The sequence below is a fragment of the Labilibaculum euxinicum genome (assembly GCF_009795715.1).
Taxonomy (GTDB): Bacteria; Bacteroidota; Bacteroidia; order Bacteroidales; family Marinifilaceae; genus Labilibaculum; species Labilibaculum euxinus.
In genome coordinates, this window is record NZ_WTCR01000012.1 from 42,698 (window position 1) to 68,364 (window position 25,667).

The 25,667-nt window shown below is 35.7% G+C and carries 25 protein-coding genes; 18 read left to right on the forward strand and 7 right to left on the reverse strand.

Features of this window, described 5'->3' with window-relative positions:
* Positions 1-16 precede the first annotated feature (16 nt).
* The 3 genes from menD to GQR60_RS15305 all read left to right on the forward strand — a co-directional run bounded on the left by menD (position 17) and on the right by GQR60_RS15305 (position 3,203).
* On the forward strand, positions 17-1,714 hold the full coding sequence (gene menD, locus GQR60_RS15295) for a 2-succinyl-5-enolpyruvyl-6-hydroxy-3-cyclohexene-1-carboxylic-acid synthase (protein ID WP_124993774.1): 1,698 nt from the start codon (positions 17-19) through the stop codon (positions 1,712-1,714).
* Positions 1,711-2,535 carry a 1,4-dihydroxy-2-naphthoyl-CoA synthase gene (gene menB, locus GQR60_RS15300; RefSeq protein WP_124993775.1) on the forward strand — a complete coding sequence of 275 codons (825 nt, stop codon included), beginning with the start codon at positions 1,711-1,713 and terminating at the stop codon, positions 2,533-2,535. The genes menD and menB overlap by 4 nt, the downstream gene beginning before the upstream one ends.
* 176 nt (positions 2,536-2,711) lie before the next feature.
* Entirely contained in the window at positions 2,712-3,203 is a 492-nt protein-coding gene (locus tag GQR60_RS15305) for a GNAT family N-acetyltransferase (RefSeq protein ID WP_124993776.1), read from the forward strand.
* A 6-nt stretch (positions 3,204-3,209) separates the two neighbouring features.
* Here GQR60_RS15305 and GQR60_RS15310 read toward each other — a convergent pair whose 3' ends face one another.
* On the reverse strand, positions 3,210-5,090 hold the full coding sequence (locus GQR60_RS15310) for a sensor histidine kinase (RefSeq protein WP_124993777.1): 1,881 nt from the start codon (positions 5,088-5,090) through the stop codon (positions 3,210-3,212).
* A 101-nt stretch (positions 5,091-5,191) separates the two neighbouring features.
* Positions 5,192-5,770 (reverse strand): HD domain-containing protein, encoded by a 579-nt coding sequence (locus GQR60_RS15315; RefSeq protein WP_124993778.1) that lies wholly within the window; start codon positions 5,768-5,770, stop codon positions 5,192-5,194.
* Between the two features lie 183 nt (positions 5,771-5,953).
* On the opposite strand from GQR60_RS15315, the gene GQR60_RS15320 reads away from it, so the two are divergent.
* The 4 genes from GQR60_RS15320 to GQR60_RS15335 all read left to right on the forward strand — a co-directional run bounded on the left by GQR60_RS15320 (position 5,954) and on the right by GQR60_RS15335 (position 9,696).
* Positions 5,954-6,322: a hypothetical protein gene (locus tag GQR60_RS15320; protein WP_124993779.1), complete on the forward strand. Its 369-nt coding sequence runs from the start codon at positions 5,954-5,956 to the stop codon at positions 6,320-6,322.
* Positions 6,323-6,579: 257 nt separating this feature from the next.
* Positions 6,580-7,482 carry a 1,4-dihydroxy-2-naphthoate polyprenyltransferase gene (locus GQR60_RS15325; protein WP_124993780.1) on the forward strand — a complete coding sequence of 301 codons (903 nt, stop codon included), beginning with the start codon at positions 6,580-6,582 and terminating at the stop codon, positions 7,480-7,482.
* 92 nt (positions 7,483-7,574) lie between these two features.
* Positions 7,575-8,615: an o-succinylbenzoate synthase gene (locus GQR60_RS15330; protein WP_124993781.1), complete on the forward strand. Its 1,041-nt coding sequence runs from the start codon at positions 7,575-7,577 to the stop codon at positions 8,613-8,615.
* Positions 8,616-8,631: 16 nt separating this feature from the next.
* Positions 8,632-9,696: an AMP-binding protein gene (locus tag GQR60_RS15335; RefSeq protein ID WP_124993782.1), complete on the forward strand. Its 1,065-nt coding sequence runs from the start codon at positions 8,632-8,634 to the stop codon at positions 9,694-9,696.
* Here GQR60_RS15335 and GQR60_RS15340 read toward each other — a convergent pair.
* Positions 9,663-10,334, reverse strand: coding sequence for a hypothetical protein (locus GQR60_RS15340; protein ID WP_124993783.1), 672 nt, complete (start codon positions 10,332-10,334; stop codon positions 9,663-9,665). The two genes, GQR60_RS15335 and GQR60_RS15340, sit on opposite strands and share 34 nt — an antisense overlap.
* A 191-nt stretch (positions 10,335-10,525) precedes the next feature.
* Positions 10,526-11,143 carry a peptide-methionine (S)-S-oxide reductase MsrA gene (msrA, locus tag GQR60_RS15345; protein ID WP_124993784.1) on the reverse strand — a complete coding sequence of 206 codons (618 nt, stop codon included), beginning with the start codon at positions 11,141-11,143 and terminating at the stop codon, positions 10,526-10,528.
* A 120-nt stretch (positions 11,144-11,263) separates the two neighbouring features.
* Here msrA and GQR60_RS15350 point away from each other — a divergent pair, with 120 nt between their 5' ends.
* The 8 genes from GQR60_RS15350 to GQR60_RS15385 all read left to right on the forward strand — a co-directional run bounded on the left by GQR60_RS15350 (position 11,264) and on the right by GQR60_RS15385 (position 19,401).
* Positions 11,264-11,842 carry a molybdenum cofactor guanylyltransferase gene (locus tag GQR60_RS15350; RefSeq protein WP_124993785.1) on the forward strand — a complete coding sequence of 193 codons (579 nt, stop codon included), beginning with the start codon at positions 11,264-11,266 and terminating at the stop codon, positions 11,840-11,842.
* A 331-nt stretch (positions 11,843-12,173) separates the two neighbouring features.
* Positions 12,174-14,411: a molybdopterin-containing oxidoreductase family protein gene (locus GQR60_RS15355; protein ID WP_124993786.1), complete on the forward strand. Its 2,238-nt coding sequence runs from the start codon at positions 12,174-12,176 to the stop codon at positions 14,409-14,411.
* Between the two features lie 3 nt (positions 14,412-14,414).
* Complete coding sequence (locus GQR60_RS15360) at positions 14,415-14,948, forward strand: 4Fe-4S dicluster domain-containing protein (protein WP_124993787.1); 534 nt, start codon at positions 14,415-14,417, stop codon at positions 14,946-14,948.
* 13 nt (positions 14,949-14,961) lie between these two features.
* Positions 14,962-15,903, forward strand: coding sequence for an NrfD/PsrC family molybdoenzyme membrane anchor subunit (nrfD, locus tag GQR60_RS15365; RefSeq protein ID WP_124993788.1), 942 nt, complete (start codon positions 14,962-14,964; stop codon positions 15,901-15,903).
* 46 nt (positions 15,904-15,949) lie between these two features.
* Positions 15,950-16,474: a YeeE/YedE thiosulfate transporter family protein gene (locus tag GQR60_RS15370; protein WP_124993789.1), complete on the forward strand. Its 525-nt coding sequence runs from the start codon at positions 15,950-15,952 to the stop codon at positions 16,472-16,474.
* 28 nt (positions 16,475-16,502) lie between these two features.
* On the forward strand, positions 16,503-17,093 hold the full coding sequence (locus GQR60_RS15375) for a YeeE/YedE thiosulfate transporter family protein (protein WP_124993790.1): 591 nt from the start codon (positions 16,503-16,505) through the stop codon (positions 17,091-17,093).
* A gap of 81 nt (positions 17,094-17,174) precedes the next feature.
* Positions 17,175-17,795 (forward strand): rhodanese-like domain-containing protein, encoded by a 621-nt coding sequence (locus GQR60_RS15380; protein ID WP_124993791.1) that lies wholly within the window; start codon positions 17,175-17,177, stop codon positions 17,793-17,795.
* Between the two features lie 343 nt (positions 17,796-18,138).
* Positions 18,139-19,401, forward strand: a complete 1,263-nt coding sequence (locus GQR60_RS15385; protein ID WP_124993792.1) for an OmpP1/FadL family transporter — start codon at positions 18,139-18,141, stop codon at positions 19,399-19,401.
* Between the two features lie 80 nt (positions 19,402-19,481).
* On the opposite strand, the gene GQR60_RS15390 is transcribed toward GQR60_RS15385, so the two are convergent.
* Positions 19,482-20,522, reverse strand: coding sequence for an ATP-grasp domain-containing protein (locus GQR60_RS15390; protein ID WP_124993793.1), 1,041 nt, complete (start codon positions 20,520-20,522; stop codon positions 19,482-19,484).
* Positions 20,523-20,737: 215 nt separating this feature from the next.
* Between GQR60_RS15390 and GQR60_RS15395 the strand changes: the two genes are divergently transcribed.
* Positions 20,738-21,253 carry a DinB family protein gene (locus tag GQR60_RS15395; protein WP_124993794.1) on the forward strand — a complete coding sequence of 172 codons (516 nt, stop codon included), beginning with the start codon at positions 20,738-20,740 and terminating at the stop codon, positions 21,251-21,253.
* Positions 21,241-21,969, forward strand: coding sequence for a hypothetical protein (locus tag GQR60_RS15400; RefSeq protein ID WP_124993795.1), 729 nt, complete (start codon positions 21,241-21,243; stop codon positions 21,967-21,969). Before GQR60_RS15395 ends, GQR60_RS15400 begins: the two co-directional genes overlap by 13 nt.
* A 26-nt stretch (positions 21,970-21,995) precedes the next feature.
* Here GQR60_RS15400 and GQR60_RS15405 read toward each other — a convergent pair whose 3' ends face one another.
* A complete protein-coding gene (locus GQR60_RS15405; protein WP_225441432.1) occupies positions 21,996-23,654 on the reverse strand; it encodes a phosphoenolpyruvate carboxykinase (ATP) in 1,659 nt (552 codons plus the stop codon).
* Between the two features lie 420 nt (positions 23,655-24,074).
* On the reverse strand, positions 24,075-24,980 hold the full coding sequence (xerD, locus tag GQR60_RS15410; RefSeq protein ID WP_101310857.1) for a site-specific tyrosine recombinase XerD: 906 nt from the start codon (positions 24,978-24,980) through the stop codon (positions 24,075-24,077).
* Between the two features lie 183 nt (positions 24,981-25,163).
* On the opposite strand from xerD, the gene GQR60_RS15415 reads away from it, so the two are divergent.
* A complete protein-coding gene (locus GQR60_RS15415; protein WP_124993796.1) occupies positions 25,164-25,595 on the forward strand; it encodes a type II 3-dehydroquinate dehydratase in 432 nt (143 codons plus the stop codon).
* Positions 25,596-25,667 lie beyond the last annotated feature (72 nt).

The window sequence follows — 25,667 nt, forward strand, 5'->3', positions numbered from 1 at the left end:
AAGAAAAATAGAAGATATGGAGCGCAATTACTCGGATATTAAAGGGGTTAAAGAATTGATTGATATCTGCTGGGCGAAAGGAATGGAATACGTGATTGTTTCACCTGGTTCCCGTAACGCACCATTAAGTATTTCCTTTGCTAAGGATGACCGAATTAAAAGTTTGGTGATTGTTGATGAAAGAAGCGCAGGATATTTTGCATTGGGTATTGCCCAGCAAACAAGAAAACCGGTTGGCTTGGTTTGTACATCGGGTACAGCCTTACTGAACTATGGACCTGCTGTTGCCGAAGCTTTTTATCAGAGACTGCCTTTGGTGGTTATTTCGGCAGACCGGCCTGTTGAATGGATCGGACAAGATGATTCTCAGGCTTTGCCGCAAGTAAATGTTTTCGGACAATTTGTGAAAGCAAGCTATCAACTGCCTTTGGATGCAAATAATCCGGATGATTGCTGGTATTTAAACCGAATGGTGAACGAGGCTTTATCCAAAGCTCAAAGTGGAAGATTAGGACCTGTTCACATCAATTTTCCTTTGCGGGAACCACTGTATGGGGTGAAACCATATCCGAATTCGATCGAACGGGTGATTGGAAAAATCAATTCCGTTGATGAGTTAAGTGCTGATACAATTTCTTCTATTGCGGCTATTGTGAATTCCAATCAGAAAATTGTAATTCTGGCTGGATTGCTTCATCCTCAGGCCGAATTAAATGAGTTGCTTGCCGAATTGGCTCAAAATAAGAATGTAGTGATTCTTACAGAATCGGTATCGAATCTTCACAATAAGGAGTTTTTGCCTTGTATCGATCGGGTGATTTGCTCGATTAAGGATGAGGAATTAGATCATTTCAAGCCAGATCTGCTGATTAATTTTGGCGGGCCTTTGGTTTCTAAAATGATAAAATCCTTTTTAAGAAATAACAAGCCTAAAGAACATTGGTTTGTTGGGAAAGAAGATCATTTTATTGATACATTTAAAAATTTGACTTCTCATATCGATGTATCGCCATTGGCATTTTTTAAGCAATTACTGCCATTGATAAAACCATCCGACAGTTCCTTTTCAGACTGTTGGAAATGCAGGGATGCCGAGGTTTCGGAAATTCATTCGGACTATCTGAAGAATATCGAATGGAGCGACTTAAAGGTTTTCGAACAGATGTTACATGCAATTCCCGAAGGTGGAAATCTGCAGCTGGCGAATAGTTCAGTGGTGCGCTATGCTCAATTATTTAAAACATCGGTAGCACTTACTTACAATTCGAATCGCGGAACCAGCGGGATTGATGGATGTACATCAACCGCAGCAGGTGCCGCGCTGGTGAATGGGAAAACAACAACATTGATTACGGGTGACATTAGTTTCTTTTATGACTCAAATGCATTGTGGAATAAATATTTGCAGCCGAATTTTAAAATTATTCTGATTAACAACGGAGGCGGAGGAATTTTCCGCTTTATTTCGGGTCCTTCGGGAGTGGATGAGTTGGAAGAATATTTTGAGACGGTACAAGATTATAAAGCCGGTAAATTAGCTGAAACATTCGGTTTGGATTATTTTTATGCCGAAAATCAAGAGGAAGTGAATAGAATACTTCCTAATTTCTATGCTGTCAGTAATCGTGCTGCAATACTGGAAATAAAAACACCCAGAACGGTGAATGATCAAGTATTAATAAATTATTTTAAAACTATAAAATCAAAGGTATGACAACCAGAGCCTGGACTACCATTAAAGAATACGAAGACATTAAATTCGATTTTTTCGAAGGGATTGCAAAGATTACAATCAACCGACCAGAGGTCTATAATGCATTTCGTCCGCAAACCAATTTTGATATGTTGGATGCGATGGATATATGTCGCGAGCGCAGCGATATTGGTGTAATTGTGTTTACCGGAACCGGCGACAAAGCGTTTTGTTCTGGCGGCGACCAAAATGTAAAAGGGGTAGGTGGCTATATTGATGATCATGGTGTACCTCGTTTAAATGTACTGGATTTGCACAAAGCAATTCGTTCGATGCCCAAGCCTGTTATTGCTATGGTAAATGGGTATGCAATTGGCGGCGGACATGTATTACACATTGTTTGCGATTTAACTATTGCTTCGGAAAATGCTAAGTTCGGACAAACCGGCCCCAAAGTAGGTAGTTTCGATGCCGGTTTTGGTTCTTCTTATTTGGCACGACACGTTGGTCAGAAAAAGGCCCGCGAAATTTGGTTCCTTTGCAAGCAGTACACTGCCAAAGAAGCCGAAGAAATGGGCATGGTGAACAAGGTAGTTCCTTTGGAGCAATTGGAAGACGAGACTGTTGATTGGTGTAAAACCATGTTGATGCGCAGCCCGATGGCATTGCGCATGATCAAACGCGGTTTAAATGCTGAGCTCGACGGACAGCGCGGACTGATGGAATTTGCAGGTGATGCCACCATGATGTACTACCTGATGGAAGAAGCACAAGAAGGAAAAAATGCATTCCTTGAAAAACGGGATCCTGACTTTCAGAAATTCCCTAAATTTCCAGGGTAATTCAGAAATTGAAGATATTAAAATGGCCATTAGATTGATTCGATGGCCATTTTTTTTGAAGTCCCCTTCAGGGGGCCTGAAAGCTTTCGGGATAGGGGTAAGAAGAAGAGTCGTTTTAGTGATTGATAAATCTATATTTTTATTATCTTGAACACTCAAAATCAAAAAGAAACACAATGAAAATCCGCCTGGCCACAGTATCAGATCTTGCTGCAATTAACGACATATACAATCAAGCTGTGCGTAAGCGTTATTGCACGGCCGATTTAGATGAAATTTCTCTGAAACAGTGCACCAAATGGTTCGAAGGGCATCAACCTGAAGAATATCCTGTGTTTGCAGCAGTAGAAGATGATCGGGTAGTGGGATGGATTTGTTACAGTGCCTACAGGGCTGGGCGCAGAGCTTTGCAATCAGCGGCAGAGGTGAGTTACTACATACACGAGGAGCATCTGCAGAAAGGAATTGGCACCCAGTTAATGCAGTTTGTTATTGATAAAGCTCCCAAATATCAATTTAAAAGCCTTTTTGCTATTTTATTAGCAGAAAATCTGGCGAGCCTTAAATTGCTTGAGAAATTTGGTTTCGAACGTTGGGGTCTTATGCCTCATGTCGCTGATATTGATGGTGAAATTTGTGATCACTTGTATTACGGAAGAAAAGTCTGAATATTTTTAAGCTTGTTCTGCTTCTTCATGACTTCTCAAAACAATGGTAAAGCTTGAACCTTTGCCTGTTTCACTTTCTATTAAAAGCTGTCCTTTCAAAATATCTAAATAATCAAGAACAGTGGGCAAACCCATTCCTGTTGTTTTTTGTCCTGATAAGCCTTCCACCCGAATAGGATTTTTTTGATAGATACTTTCAATAACTTCCTTCGACATTCCCAAACCATAATCTTTAACCTCAATATAAAACAGGTCGTTTTCAGTGTAAGATCGAATTTCAACTTTTCCTTTTTTGTAACTGTACTTAATTGCATTTTGAATAACGTTTCGGAATAAAAACTTGCAGATATTCAGATCACTGGTTATTGTTAATTCTCCGTTAAAATTTTTGTTAAAACTAACCTCGCTAAGATTTACCTGAAAAATTTCGGTCATTTCAGTTAAAACTTCATTAATGTCAAATTCTGTGAAGGTTAATTTTGGTCCTTCTTCAGCTTGAATTGTTCCCCAATAAAATAAATCTTCAAGTAATCCATTGGTTCGGGTTACAACGTGAAATATATCCTTATTGAATTCGTTTTTTTCTTCTTCACTAATTGCAAATTCAGGCTTATTTATAAATGTAGATAAGTTTAAAATTACTCCGATGGAGCCACGTAAATCGTGAGCCAGAATGGAAAAAAATTTATTTTTATTCTGAATTACCTGTTGGAGTTCTTCATTTATTTCGTTTAGTTTTGATGTTTTCTCATGAACTAGATATTGAAGAACTTTGGCTCTGTTTTGCTTGGCTTTTAGCCATATGGTTAGTCCTAAAACAATTAATACTAATACGATAACACTGATTATGCTAATCTTAAGAATTAAACCAAAATCTTTTGGTTCATTTAGCAGGATACTATTTTTTGGTAATTGATTTTTGGAAATATTAAATGTGCGCAGTTCATTACAATCGAAAACATATGAGCTTGGCAGATAGTTGAATTGCGGGATATCATTAGCACAAGGTTCCTGTATTAATTTTAAGGCCAGCATTGCTGCTCTTTCACCTTGTTCATACCCTCTTGTAATTTTTCCGCCAAATAAGCCTTTGTCGAGATAAAAATCCCACGATCCAAATATGGGAACATGTGCAACTTCTTTAATTTGTGTGATGCCTTTTTGGTAGGATATAAATTTCCCGTTCTTATCCCGGTTAAGTACAAGTAAGTAAATTACGTAGGTGTCATCTAAATTCCTGATTGTTTGTTGTAAACTCTCCATTGTAAATTCAGAAACCGACTCAAAATTAAGGTCTTTAAATTGATCGGTAATTCCTTTTAATTCTTTTTGAATAGCTTGTCCGGTTTCAGTATTGTCATTAATAATGAAAATGTTTTTTCGTTCTGGAAATATGCGCTTTATTGCTGAGATGGTTCCGTAATGATCAGCCTTCTCGCCATATCCAAAAAAATTAGGATAATCCTTTAGTATACTTGTATCCAGATCATTTACGCCACAATATATAATAGGAACATTTGGATAAAATTCGCTGCCATTTTTTCTAACAAAATCAAAAGCGGCATTGTCACTTGTAATTATTGCTTTAAATGGAATATGTTTTGCTTTGACTCTATAAATGTTTTGCAAAGCGTTAAGGTATTCTTCATTATAGTTACGCTTTGTGTCTAAATATTCAAAAATCAGATTGATATCCGGTCTGTCTTTAAAAACGCTGCGTATGCCGCGTGTTATACTATCCGTCCATGCTAATCCTTGATGGTAGCTGTGAAGAACCAAAACATTTGTTTCATTTTTAGATGAGTTTTGTGCAAATATTGGTGAGCTTCCAATAGATGAAATGGTAAGAAAAAAAGAGACAATACTGAAAAATAATAAACTTCGCATATTTTCATGTATTAAATTAATACTACCATTTAATGTCTTTACGATTTAATCCTTCTTTTGTTGGCTGGTTTTTTAATTTGAGATGGATAAGGATAGATCTGTTAGCTGATATTTCCTTTTAAACCCAAATCATCAGCAATTTTTTGCATGCCTTCGATACATCCCAGAATCAAGTCAGGAATTTCTATGTTGAGCATTTCAGCTCCCCGTGCTATAACAGTTCTGTCTACACCAGCAGCAAATCGTTTGTTCTTCCAATTTTTTTGTACTGATTTTACTTTTACATCCAATACCGATTTGGAAGGACGGATTAAGGCGGTAGTGGTTACCAAACCGGTTAATTCATCAACAGCATAAAGTGTTTTTTCAAGTATTGTTTGAGGTTCAACCTCTGTGCAGGTTAACCATGCATGACTCTCAACCGCTCTTATGTATTCTTCGGGCCAATTCTCAGATTCTAATATTTTTCTGGTTTTTTTGCAGTGTTCTTCAGGATATTGATCCCAATCTAAATCGTGCACTAATCCTATAATGCCCCATTTTTCTGTGTCTTCATTATTTTTTTTAGCGTAAAACCTCATTACTGCCTCTACAGCTAATCCATGCCTGATAAGGCTTTCAGATTTTGTGTGTTTTTTAAGAAGTTCGAAAGCTTCCTCACGAGTTGGGATATGCGACATATGATATGAGTTATAAATTTCTGAACTCAAATTAGTTAAAAATAGTCAGTTGGCAATTGTTCGCCTTCAAAAAACAAGATATAAACATATCGAATATATCTGTATTTAAATTTTCTGTACTATTCTTTTTAAAACTAAATATAAATAGTAGATTTAAGACCTTAAAGTCTTAATTAGGATAACATGAGTAATCAAAACAGCACAAGAAGAGGATTTTTTCAGAAACTGGGGCTGACAGTGGGGGCTGCAGCATTAATTGAAACGGAAGCTTTGGCAGATATCAACTTAAACCGTTTTTCATCGGAAGAGGATCGGAACAGTTTTTTATTGACTTATGAGACCTGGGTAAACGATTATATTGAAGTGGTTGAAAAAGAGAAGTTGTCAAAATCAGACATTTCCAATAAGCACCGAATTATGGAATTATCAGATCAAGCCAGTGGCTGGCAGGAGCAGATTAAAGAATATTTGCAACATGATGATTTTAAGAACAAATACATTTCACTTTCAAAGAAATTTGCAGAATCTATAACTCCTGAACTGGAGGCTTAAATACAGTCTTTTATATCAATTATTTTATCAGAATTAAGTAAGAGTGATGTTTGGCATCGCTCTTTTTTTATGGAGTCTGCTTACTAAGTTCAGCCACCAGAAATTCATTTCTGCTGATCATTATGTGCCAAAAAGATAGGAACAATATAAGAGCATCGAAATGTTGGGAATGGAATTTCTATTCCCCAAAATCATAAAAATTTCAAACAATCTGCTCCTAATTTTGCTAACTTTGGGTTTCAAATTTGATCATTGTTATGAATAAAACAAAAGCATGGATTCATGCATTCCGGTTACGTACATTGCCTTTGGCACTCTCAAGTATTTTTTTGGGAAGCTTTTTAGCTGCAGCGCATCATTCGTTTAGTCTTAAAATATTTATTTTAGCAACTCTTACAACTTTGTTTCTTCAGATATTATCAAATTTGGCGAATGATTTGGGTGATTCTATTTCAGGAGCGGATAATAATGAACGGGTTGGGCCGGAAAGAGCTGTGCAGAGTGGCGTTATCAGTCATAAAGAAATGAAAGGCATGCTTATCGTTTTTGTTTTACTTTCGCTATGTTCCGGATTGTGGCTTTTGTATGAAGGAATGCAGTTGATCAATCTGAAACAAGGAGTCATAATGCTGGTGATTGGTCTTTTGGCAATAGGTGCAGCAATAAATTACACAGTAGGAAAAAATCCTTACGGCTACAGTGGTTTTGGAGATTTATTTGTCTTTCTGTTTTTTGGTTTGGTTGGTGTTTTGGGCACTTACTTTCTTCACACCGGAAATATATCCTGGGGGCTGTTTTTGCCGGCAGTTTCGGTAGGATTACTTAGTGTAGGAGTTTTGAATTTAAACAACATGCGCGATATAGATAATGATGCAAGAACCGGGAAAATGACTCTTGTTGTGAAGATGGGGACTGCTAATGCGAAGAGGTATCATTTTACACTTCTTTCCACTGCCATGATTTTACCTTGCCTGTATACTATTTTTAACTGGCAGTCAGCTTTTCAGTTTTTATTCTTGTTGAGTTTTCCGTTTATTGTGCGAAATGTTTGGCACGTATTTAAAAATGAAAATGCCCGCGATTTGGATCCGGAATTAAAACGACTTGCAATATCCACCTTACTATTCAGTCTTAGTTTTGGTTTCGGATTGGTACTTTAATTATCGATTTGATAAGGTGAAATGAGATTTTTTTGACAAATCTCACATCTTTTATCTCACATCTTTTATCTCACATCTCATATCTAATAAATATGCTTAAAGCAGATTATCAATATTACCCTCTTAAATTTAAACGGGCCAGCGGAACTTCGCGAGGTGTTTTAACACAAAAAGATTCCTGGTTCATTCGTATTTGGGATGATAAAAATCCTGATGTGAAGGGTATTGGCGAATGCTCCATTATTCCAGGATTAAGCAGCGATGATAAACCTGGCTATGAAAATAAAATCAAAGAAATTTGTGAGAGCATAGATGATTATTGGTATTATCTGGAGGATGGATTAACAGAATGGCCTTCGATTTATTTTGGATTGGAGACTGCCTTTCTGGATTTCCAGGCCAAAGGGAGTAAAGTCCTTTTTCCTTCTGATTTTACAAATGGGAAAGCCCAAATTCCTATTAACGGATTGGTTTGGATGGGTGATTCCGGCTATATGAAAGAACAAATTCAACAAAAGCTGGAAGATGGTTTTGATTGTTTAAAGCTAAAAATAGGAGCCATTGACTTTAAGGAAGAAATTAATCTTTTACAGTCTATCCGTAAAGATTTTGGATCAGATAAAATTGAGTTACGGGTTGATGCCAATGGTGCATTTTCACCTGTTGATGCGTTGAATAAACTGAAGGTCTTATCCGAATTTCAGATTCATTCTATCGAACAGCCAATAAAAGCCGGACAATGGAAGGAGATGGCGGATTTGTGCTTGGCCAGTCCTCTGCCAATTGCTTTGGATGAGGAATTGATTGGCGTGCATGCTCAGAGTTTGAAGAAGGAACTTTTAGATGCAATTAAGCCTCAATACATTATTCTGAAGCCAAGTCTTCTCGGCGGTATAAAAGGAAGTCAGGAATGGATTGATTTAGCTGAGGAAAGAAATATCCCTTGGTGGGTAACTTCAGCATTGGAATCTAATATTGGATTAAATGCCATTGCTCAATGGACTTATACGCTTAATAATTCAATGCCGCAAGGATTAGGAACCGGGCAAATTTACAGCAATAATATAGTGTCACCTCTTTTTATGCACAAAGGCTTTTTGGCTTACGATATTTGTGGAAAGTGGGAAATTTAAAAGTGAGAATTTAAGCATGCGTGAACTAACGATAAATGGTATTCTGTATTCCGAAGAAGAATTGGTCAAACATTGTAATAGTCAATTATTGATCAGTGATTTTCAGTGGGAGCGGGATGTTTATTCCTTTATTTTGGAATGGTTGGATGCAAAAGAAAGCATTTCAGCGAAAACTTCCGGTTCAACAGGTAAACCCAAAGCAATGGAGTTATCGAAGGAAAGGATGCTGAATTCGGCCCAACTTACCGGAGAGTATTTTAAATTTGAAAAAGGACAAACTGTCTTACTTTGTTTATCGACTAATTTCATTGCAGGGAAAATGATGGTTGTACGTGCCTTTTTATGGCAGTTGAACTTGATTTTAGTAAATCCAAATGGACATCCGCTCGGAAATTTGCAATTGAAAATTGACTTTGCGGCTATGGTGCCTCTTCAGGTAATTAATTGTATAAAAGAGGGGATTAATTTTGCTTTGGTTTCTAATTTATTAATTGGAGGTGGGGCTGTAGATGCTTATTTAGAAGAACAGTTACAGGAACTGCCAACCAATTGTTTTTCAAGTTATGGCATGACAGAAACAGTTTCTCACGTGGCTATCAAGCCTCTTAACGGAGATCAAAAATCGAATTTTTACCAAGGATTGGGTAATGTAACTTTTTCTTTGGATGAAAGATCTTGCTTGCAAATTGAAGCTTCGGAAGTTCTTGCCGGGTCAATCTGCACAAATGATGTTGTAAACCTGATAGACGGGAAACATTTTATTTGGCTTGGGCGATACGATAATGTTATCAATTCAGGTGGTGTTAAATTGTTTCCTGAGCAAATAGAAGAAAAGTTAAAAGATGCCATTTCAGATCCATTTTTTATTGCCGGAGTTGCGGATCGGGTACTCGGACAAAAGCTGGTGTTGGTTATTGAAAAGGAGAATCAATCTTCTGAATATGTATCTAATTTTTTGATAAAAATAAAAGGCTTGCTCGGTAAATATGAACAAGCCCGTGATATTATTTTCTGTAAGGAATTCAAACGAACACCAAATGGCAAGCTTCAACGCGAAGCTACAATGTCCTTGCTTAAATGATTAAGATAAGTAAGTAGTTTCTCAAAGTCAGCTGGATTTTTTAAATTTAATTGATTATTCTTTTCAAATTCATTTGCTTGCTTTATAAAATTTTTATAAAGACGAGAAAGTAAAGCACTTGGGGAATTTAATTTTTTGGGTAATTCACCTTTGTTTTGAATAAGATAATAAGATTTTGTTTTTTTTAAATCTAATTTACTTTTGGTTGATGGAATGTAATATTTAGCATATATTTTTTGACCACAACCGTATAGCTTTTGAAGATATCCGCTCGTGGTATCTCTTTTTACCAAATATTTTTTATACTCAAAACATTTTCCGTTTATGTTGACTTCTTTTAATTTTTCAGGAGATTTAATAGTACTGTGTTGAGAACCAATTCTACATTCCATCACATCAGTTTTCACATTGTAACGAATCTTGATAGAATTTAGAACCTTGTTTTCTGTAGTTGTAAGTTTAGATAGTTCGAATTGAGGATTTTGGTAGTTGTTTTGTTCTTCAGGAACATCATCTAAAATAACTTTGTAATGCATAATTCCCAGATTTGGATAATCTTTCCAAACTGAGCTTTCTTGTGAGAATGCTGGAATTGTTATAAAGTAAATTAGGAGTGGAGAAAGTAGAAGTTTAATCATTTTTAAATTTTTGGTTGAAACAGTCAATGTAAAAATACAATAAAAAATGATAAGTAGTTGATTTATTGTTGAGTTGAAAACAGGATTTGATTAAGTTCTGGTTTGTACCATGTGAAAAATGCTAAACTCTAAGGGAAGATGGGGATTTATTTGGTAAACAAAAAAAATGCCACTCTAAAGTGGCATTCTAATTATTTTTGTTTCAATTTATCTTTAAAAGCTTTTTTAAACTTTTCTTGTTTTGGTTTTATTACGAAAGTACAGTAGGGCTGCTGTGAGTTATTATTAAAATAATCCTGATGATAACTTTCTGCAGGATAAAAAGTTTTAGCCGCTGATATCTCTGTAATTATTGGATTGTCCCAAGCGCCGGATTCATTTAATTTCTTTTTTAGTGTTTCTGCCAGTTCTTTTTGCTCATTATTATTGTAAAATATAACTGAGCGGTATTGTGTGCCCACATCAGCACCTTGTCGGTTCAATGTGGTTGGATCATGAACTTGCCAAAAGACTTCAAGCAATTCTTTAAAACTAATTATTGTTGGATCATATGAAATCTGACAAACTTCTGCGTGCCGGGTTTCTCCCGAGCAAACTTGTTTATAGGTTGATTTTTCCTTCCCTCCCATGTAGCCCGATACAACTTTATCAACTCCTTTTAACTCTTGGAAGATTGCTTCAACACACCAAAAACATCCTGCTCCAAATGTTGCTAATTCTAAATCTTTCTTTTCTTTTGTCATTGCGTTTTTTCCGAAAATAGTTCCGGAAAGTAGAACAAAGACTACTACTACTAATAACTTTTTCATTTCTTCCGGTGTTTGTTTATTTATAATTAATCTAAAGATAGCTTTTGAATTGCTAAATTCAAAGTTAAAAGACCTTAAAATCTGAAATTGTTTGGTGCATTTTCTTGATTATATTTGAGTATGGCTAAGAATAAAAAAATAGTTGGAATAGTATTATCAGGAGGGAAAAGTTCCAGAATGGGAAGTGAGAAAGGCTTGGTTGAATGGAAGGGAAAGCGCTTAATTGAATATTCTATTGAAGCTTTACAACCAATATGTGACCAACTGGTGATTAGTTCAAATATGGAATGCTATAACTACTTGGGATATCCAATTATTGAAGATGAGATTAAGGACTGCGGACCAATAGGAGGAATCTATTCCTGCATGAAGGCAGTAAAGGCTGATTATTATCTTGTTATTTCCTGTGATGTGCCAAATGTTTCTTTTCTTCTATTTGCTGATTTATTAAAAAATATTGCTGCTTTTGATGCAATTTTTCCTATTGATAAAGATGATAGGAAACAACCTTTAATTGCCGTTTATGGATCTTCTTGTAAAAATATAATAGAGAAAGAGTTATTTCAGGGTAATTTTAAAATGATGAAATTATTGGATTTGCTGCAAACCGGAACTTTTCAAATTTCGGAAGAATTGCCATATTATAATTCAAAAATGTTGTCAAATGTTAATTCGCCCAAGGATATAAATTCATTATAATTTAATATTCCTTATTAAGGAAATAAATCGGTAATGTGAAACGATTATTTTGTAGTGAGAATATTCTCGTAACCAATAAAAAAAGAACTTTCAGTATCTATTTTAGAGTTTATTAAAGAAAATTTACAACAAATGTAATTTAGTAAAAATCTAAATAGTTATAGGTTTGTTTGTATCAGCGTCTTTGGGGATTTATCTTTTTTTAGATCAATTATAAAGTGGATTTTCATGCTCTGCAACATGTTTTCGAATTGCCTTTTTACATATGTTTACATTTATAGATGTATGTTTCTATATGTGTTTATGTGTATAAGTTTAAAGTATTCACAATATGAAAAGCAGAAGACAGTTTTTGAAAATTAGTTCCTTAAGTGCTGCCGGATTGGTTTTTGGTGGAGGATTATTGGAAACGTTTGCCGATAATCTACTGAAGAACAATCAATCTTATTTTAAAGGACCTTACGATTTCGTGCGTACTCCAACTTATTGCGAGGTGTGTTTTTGGAAGTGTGCCGGGTGGGTTCATAAGGATGAAAATGGTAGAATTAAGAAAATTATCGGAAACGATGACGATCCCAGTTGTAACGGAAGGTTTTGCCCGAGAGGTACCGGAGGTGTTGGAATGTATTTCGACAAAGATCGTTTGCAGACGCCTTTAATTAGAACTGATGAAAGAGGAAAGCAAACATTCAGGGAAGCAACCTGGGATGAAGCTTTTGATTACATTGCTTCTAAAATGAACAAAATTAAGGAGGAACATGGTCCGGAATGTACGGCTTTGTTTACTCATGGTTCCGGAGGAAAATATTTCGGTAATTTGTTAAAAGGTTTTGGATCCAATAATATCGCGGCTCCTTCTTATGCGCAATGTCGTGGTCCCCGCGAAGTAGCTTTTTTGGCTACCTTTGGACAAGGGATAAATTCTCCTGAAAATACGGATATCCGGGATACCAAATGTCTGGTGCTTATTGGATCGCACTTGGGTGAGAATATGCACAACGGACAAGTTCAGGAAATGTCTGATGCGATTGATAAAGGGACTACTATAATTACTGTTGATCCTCGGTTTTCTACAGTTGCAGGAAAATCAAAACATTGGTTACCAATTAAACCATCAACAGATATTGCACTTCTTCTTTCGTGGATGAATGTGATCATAAATGAAGAATTATTTGATAAAAAATATGTAGAGAAGTACACATTCGGTTTTGATCTGTTAAAAGCCTATGTGCAGCCATTTACCCCGGAGTGGGCCTATGGAATCACTACAATAAAACCTCAGCAGATACGTGATACCGCCCGCGAAATGGCACATGCTGCTCCTGCAGTTATTGTTCATCCTGGCAGACACGTTACTTGGTATGGAGATGATACACAAAGGATACGCGCAGTTGCAATTTTGAATGCTCTCTTAGGCAGTTGGGGACGAAGAGGTGGATTTTATAATCCAGAGAAAGCTTCTGTTCCTCATTTTCATTTACCTGATTTTCCAAAACCAAATAAGAACTGGCGTGATGCCATGGGAGGAAAATATAAGCTTGCTGATTTAGCACTCGCTTCCGGTGTATGTCAGGCAACAATACCAAGTCCGGAAATGAGTTGTTCAATAAAAGGATGGATCGTTAATGGAACCAACCTAATTAATACTTTACCCGATCAGAAGAAAACCATAGCTGCTATTCAAGCTCTGGATTTATTGGTGGTAGTTGATACGATGCCAATGGAAATTACTGGTTATGCTGATGTGGTTCTGCCAGAGTGTACTTATCTGGAAAGATATGATTCTTTAAGGATATCGCAGGGAAGAGTTCCAAGTATTGCTCTAAGAATGCCGGCAGTTGATCCTTTGTACAATACAAAACCTGCCTTTTGGATGGCTCGTGAATTGGCTAAGAAATTAGATTTACTTCAATATTTCCCATTTGAAACCTTAGAAGAAGAGATTGACTGGGAATTAAAACAAGTAGGTTCTTCATTGGAAGAAATGCAGCGCATAGGAGTGAAACTTTTAGATCGTGAAGCTGACGATTTGTATTTTGGTGAAGATGAGGATGTAGAATTCAATACCAATACAGGTAAAATAGAGTTGTATTCAACAGCTTTGGAGGAAGAAGGATTTGATCCGTTTCCTGTGTTTACTCAGCATCCGGAGCCAAGCGAAGGATTTTATCGCTTAATATATGGCCGGGCACCAATGCATACTTTTAGCCGTACGGCTAATAATCCAAATCTTACTGATTTAATGGACGAAAATTCAGTTTGGGTGAATCCTAAAGTGGCTAAGGTATGGGATTTGAAAAACGATCAGTACGTTTATTTAGAAAATCAGGATGGAGTAATTTCGGACTTTAAAATAAAAGTACGAATAACTGAACGTATCCGTTGGGACTCTGTTTATATGGTTCATGGTTTCGGACATGCCGATAAACGTATGACAAGGGCCTTTGGAAAAGGAGTGAGCGATACCCAGATGATTACCAATGTAATGATTGATCCAATAATGGGAGGAACAGGAATGCGCGGGAATTTTGTGACGTTTCGATTTGATAACAAAAAAGCGGAGGTGTAAGCTATGAGATATGCAATGGCTATTGATACGAAAAAGTGTGTAGGTTGCAGCGACTGCGTAGTAGCTTGCCAAACCGAAAATGATGTCCCTATTGGTCACTGCCGTGATTGGGTGGTGGAAGTAATGGATGGAACATATCCTCAATTGGAAATGGAATTGCGCTCTGAACGATGTAATCACTGTAAAAATTCACCTTGTGTGCGTTGTTGTCCTACTGGTGCCAGTCACTATTCCGATGGAGGTATTGTGTTGGTTACTAAGAATGAATGTATCGGTTGCAGTGCCTGTATTACATCATGTCCATATGATGCCAGATATGTTCATCCCGATGGATATGTGGATAAATGTACATTTTGTTTGCACAGAGTGAAAAAAGGAATGCAGCCTGCCTGCGTAGCAGTTTGCCCTACAAAATGCATGTATTTTGGTGATTTGGATGATCCAGGAAGTGAGGTTTCCGAAGTGTTGAAAAAACGAAAGTACAAAACCTTAATTCCTGAAGCAGGAACAAAACCTCAATTGTATTTCCTAATCTGATAAAACTAACAAAATGAGAGAAGAAATAATTGTAAGTGGAAGAAATAACCCACTCATCGATCCTCAGTTACACGTTTGGCACTGGGAAATACCAACTTATTTGTTTTTGGGTGGTTTGGCGGCAGGTGTGATGTTTTTTGCGGCCTTGTATTATCTGAGAGGCAGAGAAAATGATTACCGGACAGCCGTGAAATTAGCGCCAATGATAGCTCCAATTGCTTTGGCTTTAGGTCTTATCGCTTTGTTTTTGGATCTACATCATAAACTATATTTTTGGAGATTATATACTACAATTAGATTAGAATCACCAATGTCGTGGGGAGCGTGGACTTTAATGATTGTTACACCTGTTTCGATTATTTGGAGTGCTCTTCATATTAAAGAACTATTTCCAAATTGGGATTGGAAGTTTGATTTTGCAAAAGAGCTTATTGGTTTTTTTCAGAAAAACAAGAAAGTATTAGCCTGGATCATGTTGGTTTCATCAGCGATTCTTGGAATTTATACCGGAATTCTATTTTCTGCATTTAATGCAAGACCATTATGGAATACATCTATTATGGGGCCTTTATTTTTAGCTTCAGGATTATCGGCAGGTTCGGCTGTTGTAATCTGGATGTCAAAAAATCATGCAGAACGTAAGCGGTTTGCTCAATTGGATTTAATGATTATTGGAATTGAATTATTCTTAATCATACACATGTTTATGGGATTTTTGGCTAGTACTCAAGTTCAAATTGACGCTGTAAATTTATTTTTAGGTGGCCCTTACACTGCTTCATTCTGGGGATTTGTAGTCATTTTGGGGATGATTGTTCCTGCAATACTGGAAGGTCTGGAATTAAAAGGATATAAAATACCTGTCGCCATTCCAGTTGTCTTGGTTCTGTTTGGAAGTGTAATGCTTCGATTCATTATTTCTAATGCAGGACAGGCTAGTCGTTGGCTTTATTGATTTTGAATGTTAATTTATCTGTAAAAACTATATAAACAATATAACTATGAGCGAAGTGAAAAAAACAAAATACCTAAATCCATATGTTGGTGGGGTATTGCTAGGTCTCGTACTTTTGGCCGCCAATTTTGTTTCTGGTCGCGGACTAGGTGCAAGTGGTGCAATAAAAAGTGCAGTGGTTACTACTGTAAGTTCGGTTATGCCTTCTCACGTTGAAAACTCTGCTTTTTATACTGAATACAAAGAATCTCATCCTGGCAACCCAATGAAATCATGGTTGGTTTTCGAAATGATAGGTGTTTTAATTGGAGGGTTTCTTTCAGGAGCTTTTGCAAAGCGCTTAAAATTTAAGGTTGAGCATTCTCCAAAAATTACTTCTAAGCGAAGAATAATGTTTGCCGTTTTGGGAGGTATATTATTTGGTTTTGGATCTCAGTTGGGAAGAGGCTGTACCAGTGGATCAGCCTTAAGTGGTATGGCTGTGTTATCGGTAGGTGGTTTTCTTACCATGGCGTTTATTTTTGGAACAGCTTTCGCCCTAGCTTACTTTTTCCGTAAAAACTGGATTTAAATTTTAAATGTAATTAAACTTATTTGTTATGGGACCATTAATAGTTAACGAAATAATTTCACCAAACACCAATTTGCTAATTGCCATGCTAATTGGAATCGGGTTTGGTTTTGTATTGGAATCAAGTGGATTCTCATCTAGTCGTAAGTTAGCAGGAATGTTTTATGGCTACGATACCACTGTATTGAAAGTGTTTTTTACAGCGGCAATTACTGCAATGATCGGTTTGCTGTTTTTTAGTCTGTTCGGATGGATAGATTTGAGTTATGTCTATGTTAATCCAACTTACTTAACTTCAGCTATGGTTGGAGGTGCAGTAATGGGAGCTGGTTTTATTATTGGCGGATTTTGTCCCGGCACTGCTTTTTGTGCATTGTCAATAGGTAAATTGGATGCATTGGCATTTGTAGGTGGTTTAGTTCTCGGAATTATTTTCTTTACAGAAGGTTACCCTATGTGGGAGGATTTGTATAAAGCCAACTTTATGGGCACACCAACAATGAACGAATTGCTCGATATTCCTCGTGGAATATTTGCCTTGGGATTGATTTTGGCGGCCTTTGCTATGTTCTGGGTAGGCGAATGGGCTGAGAAAAAATTTCCCCGTGAGGAGTATTAATATTCTTTGGGATATCTTGACTAAAGAAAATAAATGATTTAACTTGATATATAGTCAGTTAACCTTATAAAAAACAATCGTATGAAAATGAGATTGATATTGGCATCAGTATTTATTCCATTAGGAATTATTATTGCTGCAGTGCCTGAAAATACAACCAAACCGTTTCGTTTAACTGCTGGTGAATTACTAAACGAGATACATGAAGGAACTCAATTTATAAGCACCGATCAAATCGCTGATATGTTAGTGCAGAAAGATCCTAGTCTTCAATTAATTGATGTTCGTACTCAGGCAGAGTTTGAAAAATATAGTCTTCCGGGATCTGTTAATATCCCTCTTTCTGATCTTTTATCAGAAGAATGGAATGATTTTTTGGATCAAGGAGTAAAAATGAATGTGTTTTATTCCAATGGGAATTTGAAGGCAAATGAGGCCTGGATGATTACCCGTCAGTTGGGTTTTAAGAATAATTACGTTCTTCAGGGAGGTTTAAATTATTGGGCCGAAACGATTCTTAATCCACAAGCTCCAAAATCTGTTCTTGCTGATGATGAAATTGCAAAATACGATTTCCGTAAAGGGGCAAGTGCAGCTCTTGGAGGTGGAAATGCTGTTGTTTCTAATAGTATTGAAGGTAAAACAGCAAAACCACCTATTGTAAAAAGGAAAAAGAAGAAAAAAGTCGCTGGAGGATGCTAATTTTTGCATTCTTATTAAAAAGCCTTTTCGATTAGTTTCGGAAAGGCTTTTTTTGAATTCAACCTTTAATTTTTTGACTAAATAAAGATATATATCGATATAATTATTGGAAAAAACGGATTTCATTAATGATATACGATTGTGTTTGTATCTCCCTTATTTACATCCAGTTAAAATAATAAATTGATTGTGAGAAAAAAAAATGTAAACCACTAATATTTAGATAGTTTAAGATGTGTTAGGTTTTATATGTAGATATATGATATAAAACATATATGGATGAATATAGAGTTTGTATTTTGTTTCGGAATCCTAATTATATCAAACTAAATAAAAACAGAAAATGAAAAATACTTTTAAGATTGTTTTTTCAGCTCTAATTGTATTGGCTGGAATCTTTTCGACTCAACCTGTTAAAGCAACAGATGGGTATTTTGGTGTTGGTTACGGCGCACAAAATAAAGGTTTAGCTGGTGCTGGTATCGCCTGGTATCAAAATTCTTTAATCAATGGTAATCCTGCCGGTCATGTTTTTCTGGGGAAACAATATCAGGTTGGTGTTGGATTTTTTAATCCTAATCGTGAATATACAGTTACAGGAAATCCTTCTGGAGCGCCAGCTTTCGGATTAACTCCAGGAAATGTGAAAAGTGACTCGAAATTATTTTTGATGCCGAGTATGGGTGCTAATTGGATGATCAATGAGAAAAGTAGTTTCTCAGCAACTCTTTTTGGTAATGGAGGGATGAATACTGATTATCCAACACAAACATTTTATGACCAGAGCTCTTCAACTACTGGTGTGAATTTAGGTCAGATGTTTCTAGGCTTAACTTATTCAAGAAAAATAGCTGAGAAGCATAGTTTTGGTGTAACGGCTTTATTGGCTTATCAATATTTTGAGGCAAAAGGTTTATCTGCATTTAAACCAATGTCAAGTGCTCCTGATAAATTAACTGACAAGGGGCAAGATAATGCATTTGGTTATGGTGTGAAGTTTGGATATCTGGGTGAATTGGCTAAAGGATTGCATTTGGGAGCCAGTTATCAAACGATGTTGTACATGAGCGAGTTTGATGATTATGCCGGTCTTTTTGCAGAGCAGGGAGATTTTAATATTCCATCTACATGGACTGTTGGTTTGGCTTATGAAATCAACGAAGATTGGGCCGTAATGGCAGATTACAAAGTAATCAATTATACTGATGTGGCTTCAGTTTCTAATAAGATGGATCCGATGGCATTTGCAACAGCTCCGCTTGGATCAGATAAAGGTGCAGGTTTTGGATGGCAAGACATAAATGTTTGGAAGTTCGGAGTTGAGTTTGCCGGTGTTGATACATGGACTTTTCGTGGAGGATACTCGCATACAGATCAGCCAGTTCCAAATTCAGAAGTAATGTTTAATATTTTAGCTCCTGGAGTTATTGAAGATCACATTACTTTAGGTTGTTCAAAGACTTTGGGTGATTCCGGTAAAGCGCTTCACTTGGCATTGGTTTATGCATTGCCATCAAGTGTTAAAGGAATGAATCCTATGGATCCTGCTCAAACAATTGAATTGGAAATGAATCAATTCGAAGTAGAGATTGCATTTACTTTTTAACACTACATACTGAAGTAAAAAGAGGTTTTCTTTCACGAAAACCTCTTTTTTTATTTTGTAAATCAGAATTTGTAAGGAAACTATTTTTTCGATTTATCAGAGAACAGATGTTTAATAAGACCCAGTAATACATCACGAAATGGTTCTGGTTGCACTCCAAGCTTTCTGTTTTCCTGACTAATTTCAAACACCAGTTTCATGTGTTTAATGATTTCCTGATAGGCTTTAAAAAGAGAATAATCTGGATCATAAATGTGAGCAGGCTCCGAGTTTGTCCCATTTAATTCAATGATTTTGATATTATTCCCATTGTAAAGATCTTCTAAGCTGTTTACCTTAAGATCAAATCGACCATAGTAATAACCATCAAGCGGCTGAGCAATTTCACGAAAAACGTTAACCAACCGATCGTTTATTAAACGATTTCCATCCAGAAATTTTGTGCCTCGATTATGATTTCCAATAGGTTCCAGTTTATAGGTTATCCCCGATGGAACAATTTGATTCCACTTCGAATGGTATTTCTTTTTTAAGTAAGAAATTCTGCTTTTAGCACGAACGTTTTCAGTTACCAGTTCACTAAATCTGGATTTTCCATTTCCTGTGATTTTTAAGAACTCTTTTCTAACTATTGATGTGATTCCATCTTTTGAAGAGATTGGGAACCGATGATAAAATACACCCAATTCAATTGGAAAGTCAATAAATTCCTGAACAAGAATATCCTCATTTTGAGTTTGTAAAAACAGATTTAAATCTTGTTTGGTATCTATCTTTTCAACACCAATACCTCTTTCACCAACGTTGGGTTTGCAAACAACAGGGAAATCAAATTCGTGCTCAGCCATTTTTGCACAAACAGTTTCAGTATTTTCATCTTTTATCGATAAAAATCCCTTAGGGATGTATTTATTGTCAATAAAATCGAGCATTTTCATTTTGTCCATTCCAAAAGCACCCCCGAATTTCATGCTTGGGTTGGTAGCTGTGAAGTAGGAAAACGAACGAGCTTTTATTGCCAGATAAATTCCATATCCATATACAGGAAAGTAAAATATCCAGAAAGGCCAGAATTCAAAATGAAACCATTTTGAAAGAATAAAGGGTAGTTTTATTTTCATACACAGCAAATATTTTTTTAGTAGTACTTGTAATTAATCATACTCTTAAGAATATTTATAATTAATTGGGTAGATAAGGCATCTATTTAAGAATGAAAATACAGATTTATACAATTCATCCGACAGAGATTCATTTATAAAACTATTTTCTATGAATTATTTTCATATTTTGATATCTTTCTATAGTATTCAATAATTTACAGAAATTCATTTTTATGCAAACAGTCACTGTCTCTAAAATCATAATCAATCAGCTAATTGCTCTTTGTGAGAAACTTTCCTCAAAACAGTATTCTGCTTCTTTACAACTTTTGATGAATAATTCCATAGGAAAACACATTCGCCATATTGCAGAGTTTTACGATATTTTAAAGGATAGTTGCAACGCAGATTCTGTTCTGAGTTACGATACCAGAGAGCATTGCAGTAGAACTGAAACAGAGAAAGAAGTGGCTGTAAAAAGATTTAATGATCTCCTGAATTGGTTGAATGATATTGATGAAAATTTAGTTCTTAAATTGAATGTAAGTTACGACAAGGTTGCAAATGCAGGCTTTGATATTGATACCAGTTTGCAAAGAGAATTGGTATACAATATTGAACATGCCATTCATCATATGGCTATTATCAGAATTGCGATAGAGCAGGAATTTCCTGACATTAAATTGGATAAACACTTTGGAGTAGCTTATTCAACCATCAGATTTAGAGATGACTTATGTGCACATTAACCTACATACCTATTGGTTCTGCTGATTTCTTCTTTACTACCAATAGAGATGAAAGCCCGTTAAGAGAAGCTGAGTTTCCTAAAGAATATCTTATTGGAGAGTCGTTTGCACTTTATCCAAAAGATAAAATGGCTAAAGGAACATGGATAATGTGTCATGAAAATGATTTCTCACTTTGTTTATTGAATGGAGCCTTTGAAAAACACAAACATGAACCTCCTTACAAAAAGAGCAGGGGCGTTATGGTTCTCGAATTTTCAGAATTTGCATCAACCATTGATTTTATTAGAGATTACCATTTTGGTGGAATGGAACCATTTACACTACTTGTTTTAAGATATAAATACACACGAAATTTGGAAGAGATACGTTGGGATGGAGAGACATTTCATTATCGGAAACTGGACTCCTCGAAGCCTTACATTTGGTCATCCTCTACCTTGTATACTGAAGAAGCTAGGGAAATGCGTCAGTACTGGTTTGATAATTGGCTTCGTCATTGTAATAATTTTTCGGGTAAAGAAACAATCAACTTTCACAAAACAACGGGAAGGGATGATGCTTTTAACGGATTAGTGATGAACCGGAAAGGGAAGGTGAAAACTCTTAGCATAACACAAATCAGGCGAAAGAATAGGATGGTTTCCATGTATCATGATGACTTAATAAAAGAAGAATCCCAAGATATTTATTTAACCAAAAAGAGCCTCAAATGAATGAAATGAGGCTCTTTTAAGTTTAGTTATTTTCCCGGACATTGAGAAATAATTCCTGGATCCAGATTTTGGTTACCATATGACTTATCGAAATTAGTGGAAAATTTATTTGCTAATTTTTCGGCTGTTTTTTGATATTCGTCTTGGTTTTTCCAAGTGTTAATTGGGTTAAGAATTTCGCTTGGTACATTTTCACAAGATGTTGGAATGTTCAAGTGGAATACTTTGTTCTCAATAAAGTCTACTTTATTTAATTTGCCTTTTAAAGCCGCATCAACCATCGCTCTGGTGTACTTTAACTTTATCCTTGATCCGGTGCCGTATGAGCCTCCGCTCCAACCGGTATTAATCAGGAATACGTTGGTATTGTGTTTATCCATCTTATCGCCAAGCATTTCGGCATAAATGTTAGGATTACACGGCATAAATGGCTGACCAAAAAATCTCGAAAAGGTTGCCTGTGGCTCTGTAACTCCTGTTTCAGTACCTGCCAGTTTCGAAGTATATCCCATTAAAAACCATAGCATCGCCTGCTCTTTGCTTAGTTTTGAAATTGGAGGAATTACTCCATAAGCATCAGCAGTCAAAAATAAAATCGTATTAGGATGACCGGCTTTCGAACTTTCCTTAATATTATCCAGGAAAGAAAGAGGATAACTTGCTCTTGAGTTTGGAGTGTATCTGTCATCGAAAAAATCGATCTCACCATCAGGGTAAATCATGGCATTTTCAATTATAGCTCCATGCTTGGTGTAATCTGCCTTATGCATTACTGCTTCATAAATTTCAGGCTCATTTTCTGGTTTGATGTCAATCATTTTTGCATAACAGCCATTCTCAAAATTGAAAATGCCATCATCACTCCAACCATGCTCATCATCTCCAAGTAAGGCTCTTTCCGGATCGGCAGATAAGGTTGTTTTTCCAGTTCCTGAAAGCCCCAATAATAGTGCAGAATCTCCATTGACTCCTTCGTTAGCTGAACAATGTAAAGGCAATACTCCTTTAAAAGGAAGATAGTAATTCATTACCGTAAACATCAACTTCTTCATACTGCCCATATAAGATGAACCATAAACAATACCTATCTTCTTGTCGAAGTCCACAACTACACAGATGTCGGAAGTTTCTCCATTTGGTTGGTCACGAACCAAACCTTTGTAGCGATCTTTATCCAATTTATCTTTTGGCAGTGCAATTAAAAAGAATTGCTCATCAGCAAAGATCGATTGGTTGATGTCATCAGGAGTTGGTCTAAACATATTGTCAACAAACACTTGACTTAGTGCTTTATCGCAAATAGTTTTTACACGCAGTGCATATTTAGAATCTGCACCAATTACTCTGTCCGTAGTAAATATAGTCTTCTTCTTACCAATTGTTTTTAGGGCATCTTCAAAAACCAACGCAAACGTTTGCGGACTCATGCCGATATTGTTCGGAGAAGACCAGTCTATATTTAACTCACTTTCAGGATTTCTTACAATGTAAGTGTCCTTAGGACTTCTTCCTGTAGAATTTGAAGGAGTCCAAGTGGCCAATGCACCATTTCTGGTTAAAACGGCCTCTTTGTTATCTACTGCTAAAGATATAAGAACTTCTCTTGGTAGATTTTCCCGAATGTTGGAATGCAGTTTTAACGATTTTTTTAAATCTTCAATCATGCTAATTTCAATGGTGTTCATGTAACATTATTTTAGGTTTCGAATTCAAAAGTATGACTATATATAGAGTAATCCTACTATGTAGATATTATTTTTGCATTTTTGTTGTATTATTTTCCAATAAGATTTTGTAGTTTTACCGTGGCAAAGATTGGTTCGAACAGGTTCATTAACAGTGGGTTTCTCTTATTTTGAAATTTGTATTGTTAATTACATAAATCTTCAGTATCTGAAATACAATCGTTTGCGTTAATTATATTATTATAAGTAAGACTCTTTTTTATCTTTAGAATTACGCTGGCAAACCTTTCATTAAATTAGTACAGAACTGATTTTTTTTATGAAAAAAACCTCCAAAAGTTATCTTTTGAAGGTTTTAAAAATATGTGTATCGTATTTTAACCATTACCTGTTGTCAATAATGGTTATTTTTAATACAAATTAGTCTTTTGAACGAGGATGGAAATTTTTAATAGTTTCCTTTAAGTATTCTCTATCCAAATGAGTATAGATTTCTGTAGTAAGAATAGATTCGTGTCCTAACATTTCCTGTACAGCTCTTAAGTCAGCACCACCTTCAACCAAATGCGAAGCGAAAGAGTGACGGAAAGTGTGAGGAGAAACATTTTTCTTCAATCCAACTTTTTTAGATAAATTCTTAATGATAGTAAAAATCATAACACGAGAAAGTTTGCGACCTCTGCGGTTTAAGAAAAGAATATCTTCACTATCCTTATCGATATTTAATTTTCCACGATAGCTCTTAAGATATATCTTGATTTCTTTTTTCGCTTTTTTTCCAATTGGAATTAAACGCTCTTTGTTACCTTTTCCATGAATTTTGATAAAACCCATTCTAAAATGCAGATTGGAAACACGCAGATCAATTAATTCTGATACACGTAATCCACAAGAGTAAAGTGTTTCAAGAATAGCTCTGTTTCTTTGACCTTCAGCTTTGTTCATGTCAACTGCCTTAACTAAAACATCAATTTCTTCAGTTGTTAAGGTGTCAGGCAGTTTACGGCCAATTTTTGGAGCTTCTAATAATGCAGTAGGGTTCTTTTCAATAATTTCTTCTAATAATAAGTATTTAAAAAATGCTTTAATACCAGAAATAACACGAGCTTGAGTTCTAGGACTTGTACCTGCATCATTAATCCATGCAACAAAATCTTTCAAGTGTTGAAGAATAACTTCCTCCGGAGCAACCTCCATGTTCTTTTCTCTGAAGAAGGTTGTCAGTTTTGTAATGTCATTAATATAAGCATCTACCGAGTTCTTAGAGAGGTTCTTCTCCAAAGTTAAGTAGGTCTTAAAATTTTCAATTGTTGTTGTCCATTTCATTTTATTCAGTTTTTAGTATGTAGTTTAGTTGTAAGTAATACCATTTTATTATTAGTTTTACTCAAGTACTAATAATATACGAATTCTTTATGATAAAACTTGTCTGCAATTTAAAAAAATATTACGTAAGCTGACAATTTTTTTAAGAGCTCTTTATGTTTAACCTTAAAATACTTTGACTAGATGAATTTTTTGATCATTAACGGCCCTAACCTTAATTTGCTCGGAACCCGCGAAAAATCTATATATGGCGAGATCTCGTTCGAAACTTATTTTGAACAGCTGCAGGTGTTATATAGTAAAATCAGACTTGAATATTACCAGTCTAACATAGAGGGGGAATTGATAAATGAGATACATCGTGTAGGTTTTAGTTATGATGGAATTGTACTCAATGCAGGTGCCTATACTCATACCTCTCTCGCCCTTGCTGATGCTATATCTGCTGTAAATATACCGGTTGTAGAAGTTCACATTTCTAATGTACATAAAAGAGAGTTGGTGAGGCATTCTACTATGATTGGAAAGGCCTGTTTAGGTACTATTTCCGGTTTCGGAATGGATTCATATCGATTGGGAATTGAAGGGTTATTAAATTTTTGTGACAAAAGGTAATATTTTTTTGATAAATGATTTTTTTGTATGTTTTATATTATGGGTAAGTAGTTGATAGCTTATTAAATTGGT

What these genes read in the sequence shown, in the direction of transcription:
- menB (WP_124993775.1), top strand. Translation starts at nt 1,711, where the DNA reads ATGACAACCAGAGCCTGGACTACCATTAAAGAATACGAAGACATTAAA.
- GQR60_RS15330 (WP_124993781.1), top strand. Translation starts at nt 7,575, where the DNA reads ATGCTTAAAGCAGATTATCAATATTACCCTCTTAAATTTAAACGGGCC.
- GQR60_RS15310 (WP_124993777.1), bottom strand. Translation starts at nt 5,090, where the DNA reads ATGCGAAGTTTATTATTTTTCAGTATTGTCTCTTTTTTTCTTACCATT.
- nrfD (WP_124993788.1), top strand. Translation starts at nt 14,962, where the DNA reads ATGAGAGAAGAAATAATTGTAAGTGGAAGAAATAACCCACTCATCGAT.
- GQR60_RS15375 (WP_124993790.1), top strand. Translation starts at nt 16,503, where the DNA reads ATGGGACCATTAATAGTTAACGAAATAATTTCACCAAACACCAATTTG.
- GQR60_RS15380 (WP_124993791.1), top strand. Translation starts at nt 17,175, where the DNA reads ATGAAAATGAGATTGATATTGGCATCAGTATTTATTCCATTAGGAATT.
- GQR60_RS15360 (WP_124993787.1), top strand. Translation starts at nt 14,415, where the DNA reads ATGAGATATGCAATGGCTATTGATACGAAAAAGTGTGTAGGTTGCAGC.
- xerD (WP_101310857.1), bottom strand. Translation starts at nt 24,980, where the DNA reads ATGAAATGGACAACAACAATTGAAAATTTTAAGACCTACTTAACTTTG.
- GQR60_RS15415 (WP_124993796.1), top strand. Translation starts at nt 25,164, where the DNA reads ATGAATTTTTTGATCATTAACGGCCCTAACCTTAATTTGCTCGGAACC.
- msrA (WP_124993784.1), bottom strand. Translation starts at nt 11,143, where the DNA reads ATGAAAAAGTTATTAGTAGTAGTAGTCTTTGTTCTACTTTCCGGAACT.
- GQR60_RS15405 (WP_225441432.1), bottom strand. Translation starts at nt 23,654, where the DNA reads ATGAACACCATTGAAATTAGCATGATTGAAGATTTAAAAAAATCGTTA.
- GQR60_RS15320 (WP_124993779.1), top strand. Translation starts at nt 5,954, where the DNA reads ATGAGTAATCAAAACAGCACAAGAAGAGGATTTTTTCAGAAACTGGGG.
- GQR60_RS15390 (WP_124993793.1), bottom strand. Translation starts at nt 20,522, where the DNA reads ATGAAAATAAAACTACCCTTTATTCTTTCAAAATGGTTTCATTTTGAA.
- GQR60_RS15350 (WP_124993785.1), top strand. Translation starts at nt 11,264, where the DNA reads ATGGCTAAGAATAAAAAAATAGTTGGAATAGTATTATCAGGAGGGAAA.
- GQR60_RS15340 (WP_124993783.1), bottom strand. Translation starts at nt 10,334, where the DNA reads ATGATTAAACTTCTACTTTCTCCACTCCTAATTTACTTTATAACAATT.
- GQR60_RS15385 (WP_124993792.1), top strand. Translation starts at nt 18,139, where the DNA reads ATGAAAAATACTTTTAAGATTGTTTTTTCAGCTCTAATTGTATTGGCT.
- GQR60_RS15370 (WP_124993789.1), top strand. Translation starts at nt 15,950, where the DNA reads ATGAGCGAAGTGAAAAAAACAAAATACCTAAATCCATATGTTGGTGGG.
- GQR60_RS15315 (WP_124993778.1), bottom strand. Translation starts at nt 5,770, where the DNA reads ATGTCGCATATCCCAACTCGTGAGGAAGCTTTCGAACTTCTTAAAAAA.
- GQR60_RS15335 (WP_124993782.1), top strand. Translation starts at nt 8,632, where the DNA reads ATGCGTGAACTAACGATAAATGGTATTCTGTATTCCGAAGAAGAATTG.
- GQR60_RS15395 (WP_124993794.1), top strand. Translation starts at nt 20,738, where the DNA reads ATGCAAACAGTCACTGTCTCTAAAATCATAATCAATCAGCTAATTGCT.
- GQR60_RS15325 (WP_124993780.1), top strand. Translation starts at nt 6,580, where the DNA reads ATGAATAAAACAAAAGCATGGATTCATGCATTCCGGTTACGTACATTG.
- GQR60_RS15355 (WP_124993786.1), top strand. Translation starts at nt 12,174, where the DNA reads ATGAAAAGCAGAAGACAGTTTTTGAAAATTAGTTCCTTAAGTGCTGCC.
- menD (WP_124993774.1), top strand. Translation starts at nt 17, where the DNA reads ATGGAGCGCAATTACTCGGATATTAAAGGGGTTAAAGAATTGATTGAT.
- GQR60_RS15400 (WP_124993795.1), top strand. Translation starts at nt 21,241, where the DNA reads ATGTGCACATTAACCTACATACCTATTGGTTCTGCTGATTTCTTCTTT.
- GQR60_RS15305 (WP_124993776.1), top strand. Translation starts at nt 2,712, where the DNA reads ATGAAAATCCGCCTGGCCACAGTATCAGATCTTGCTGCAATTAACGAC.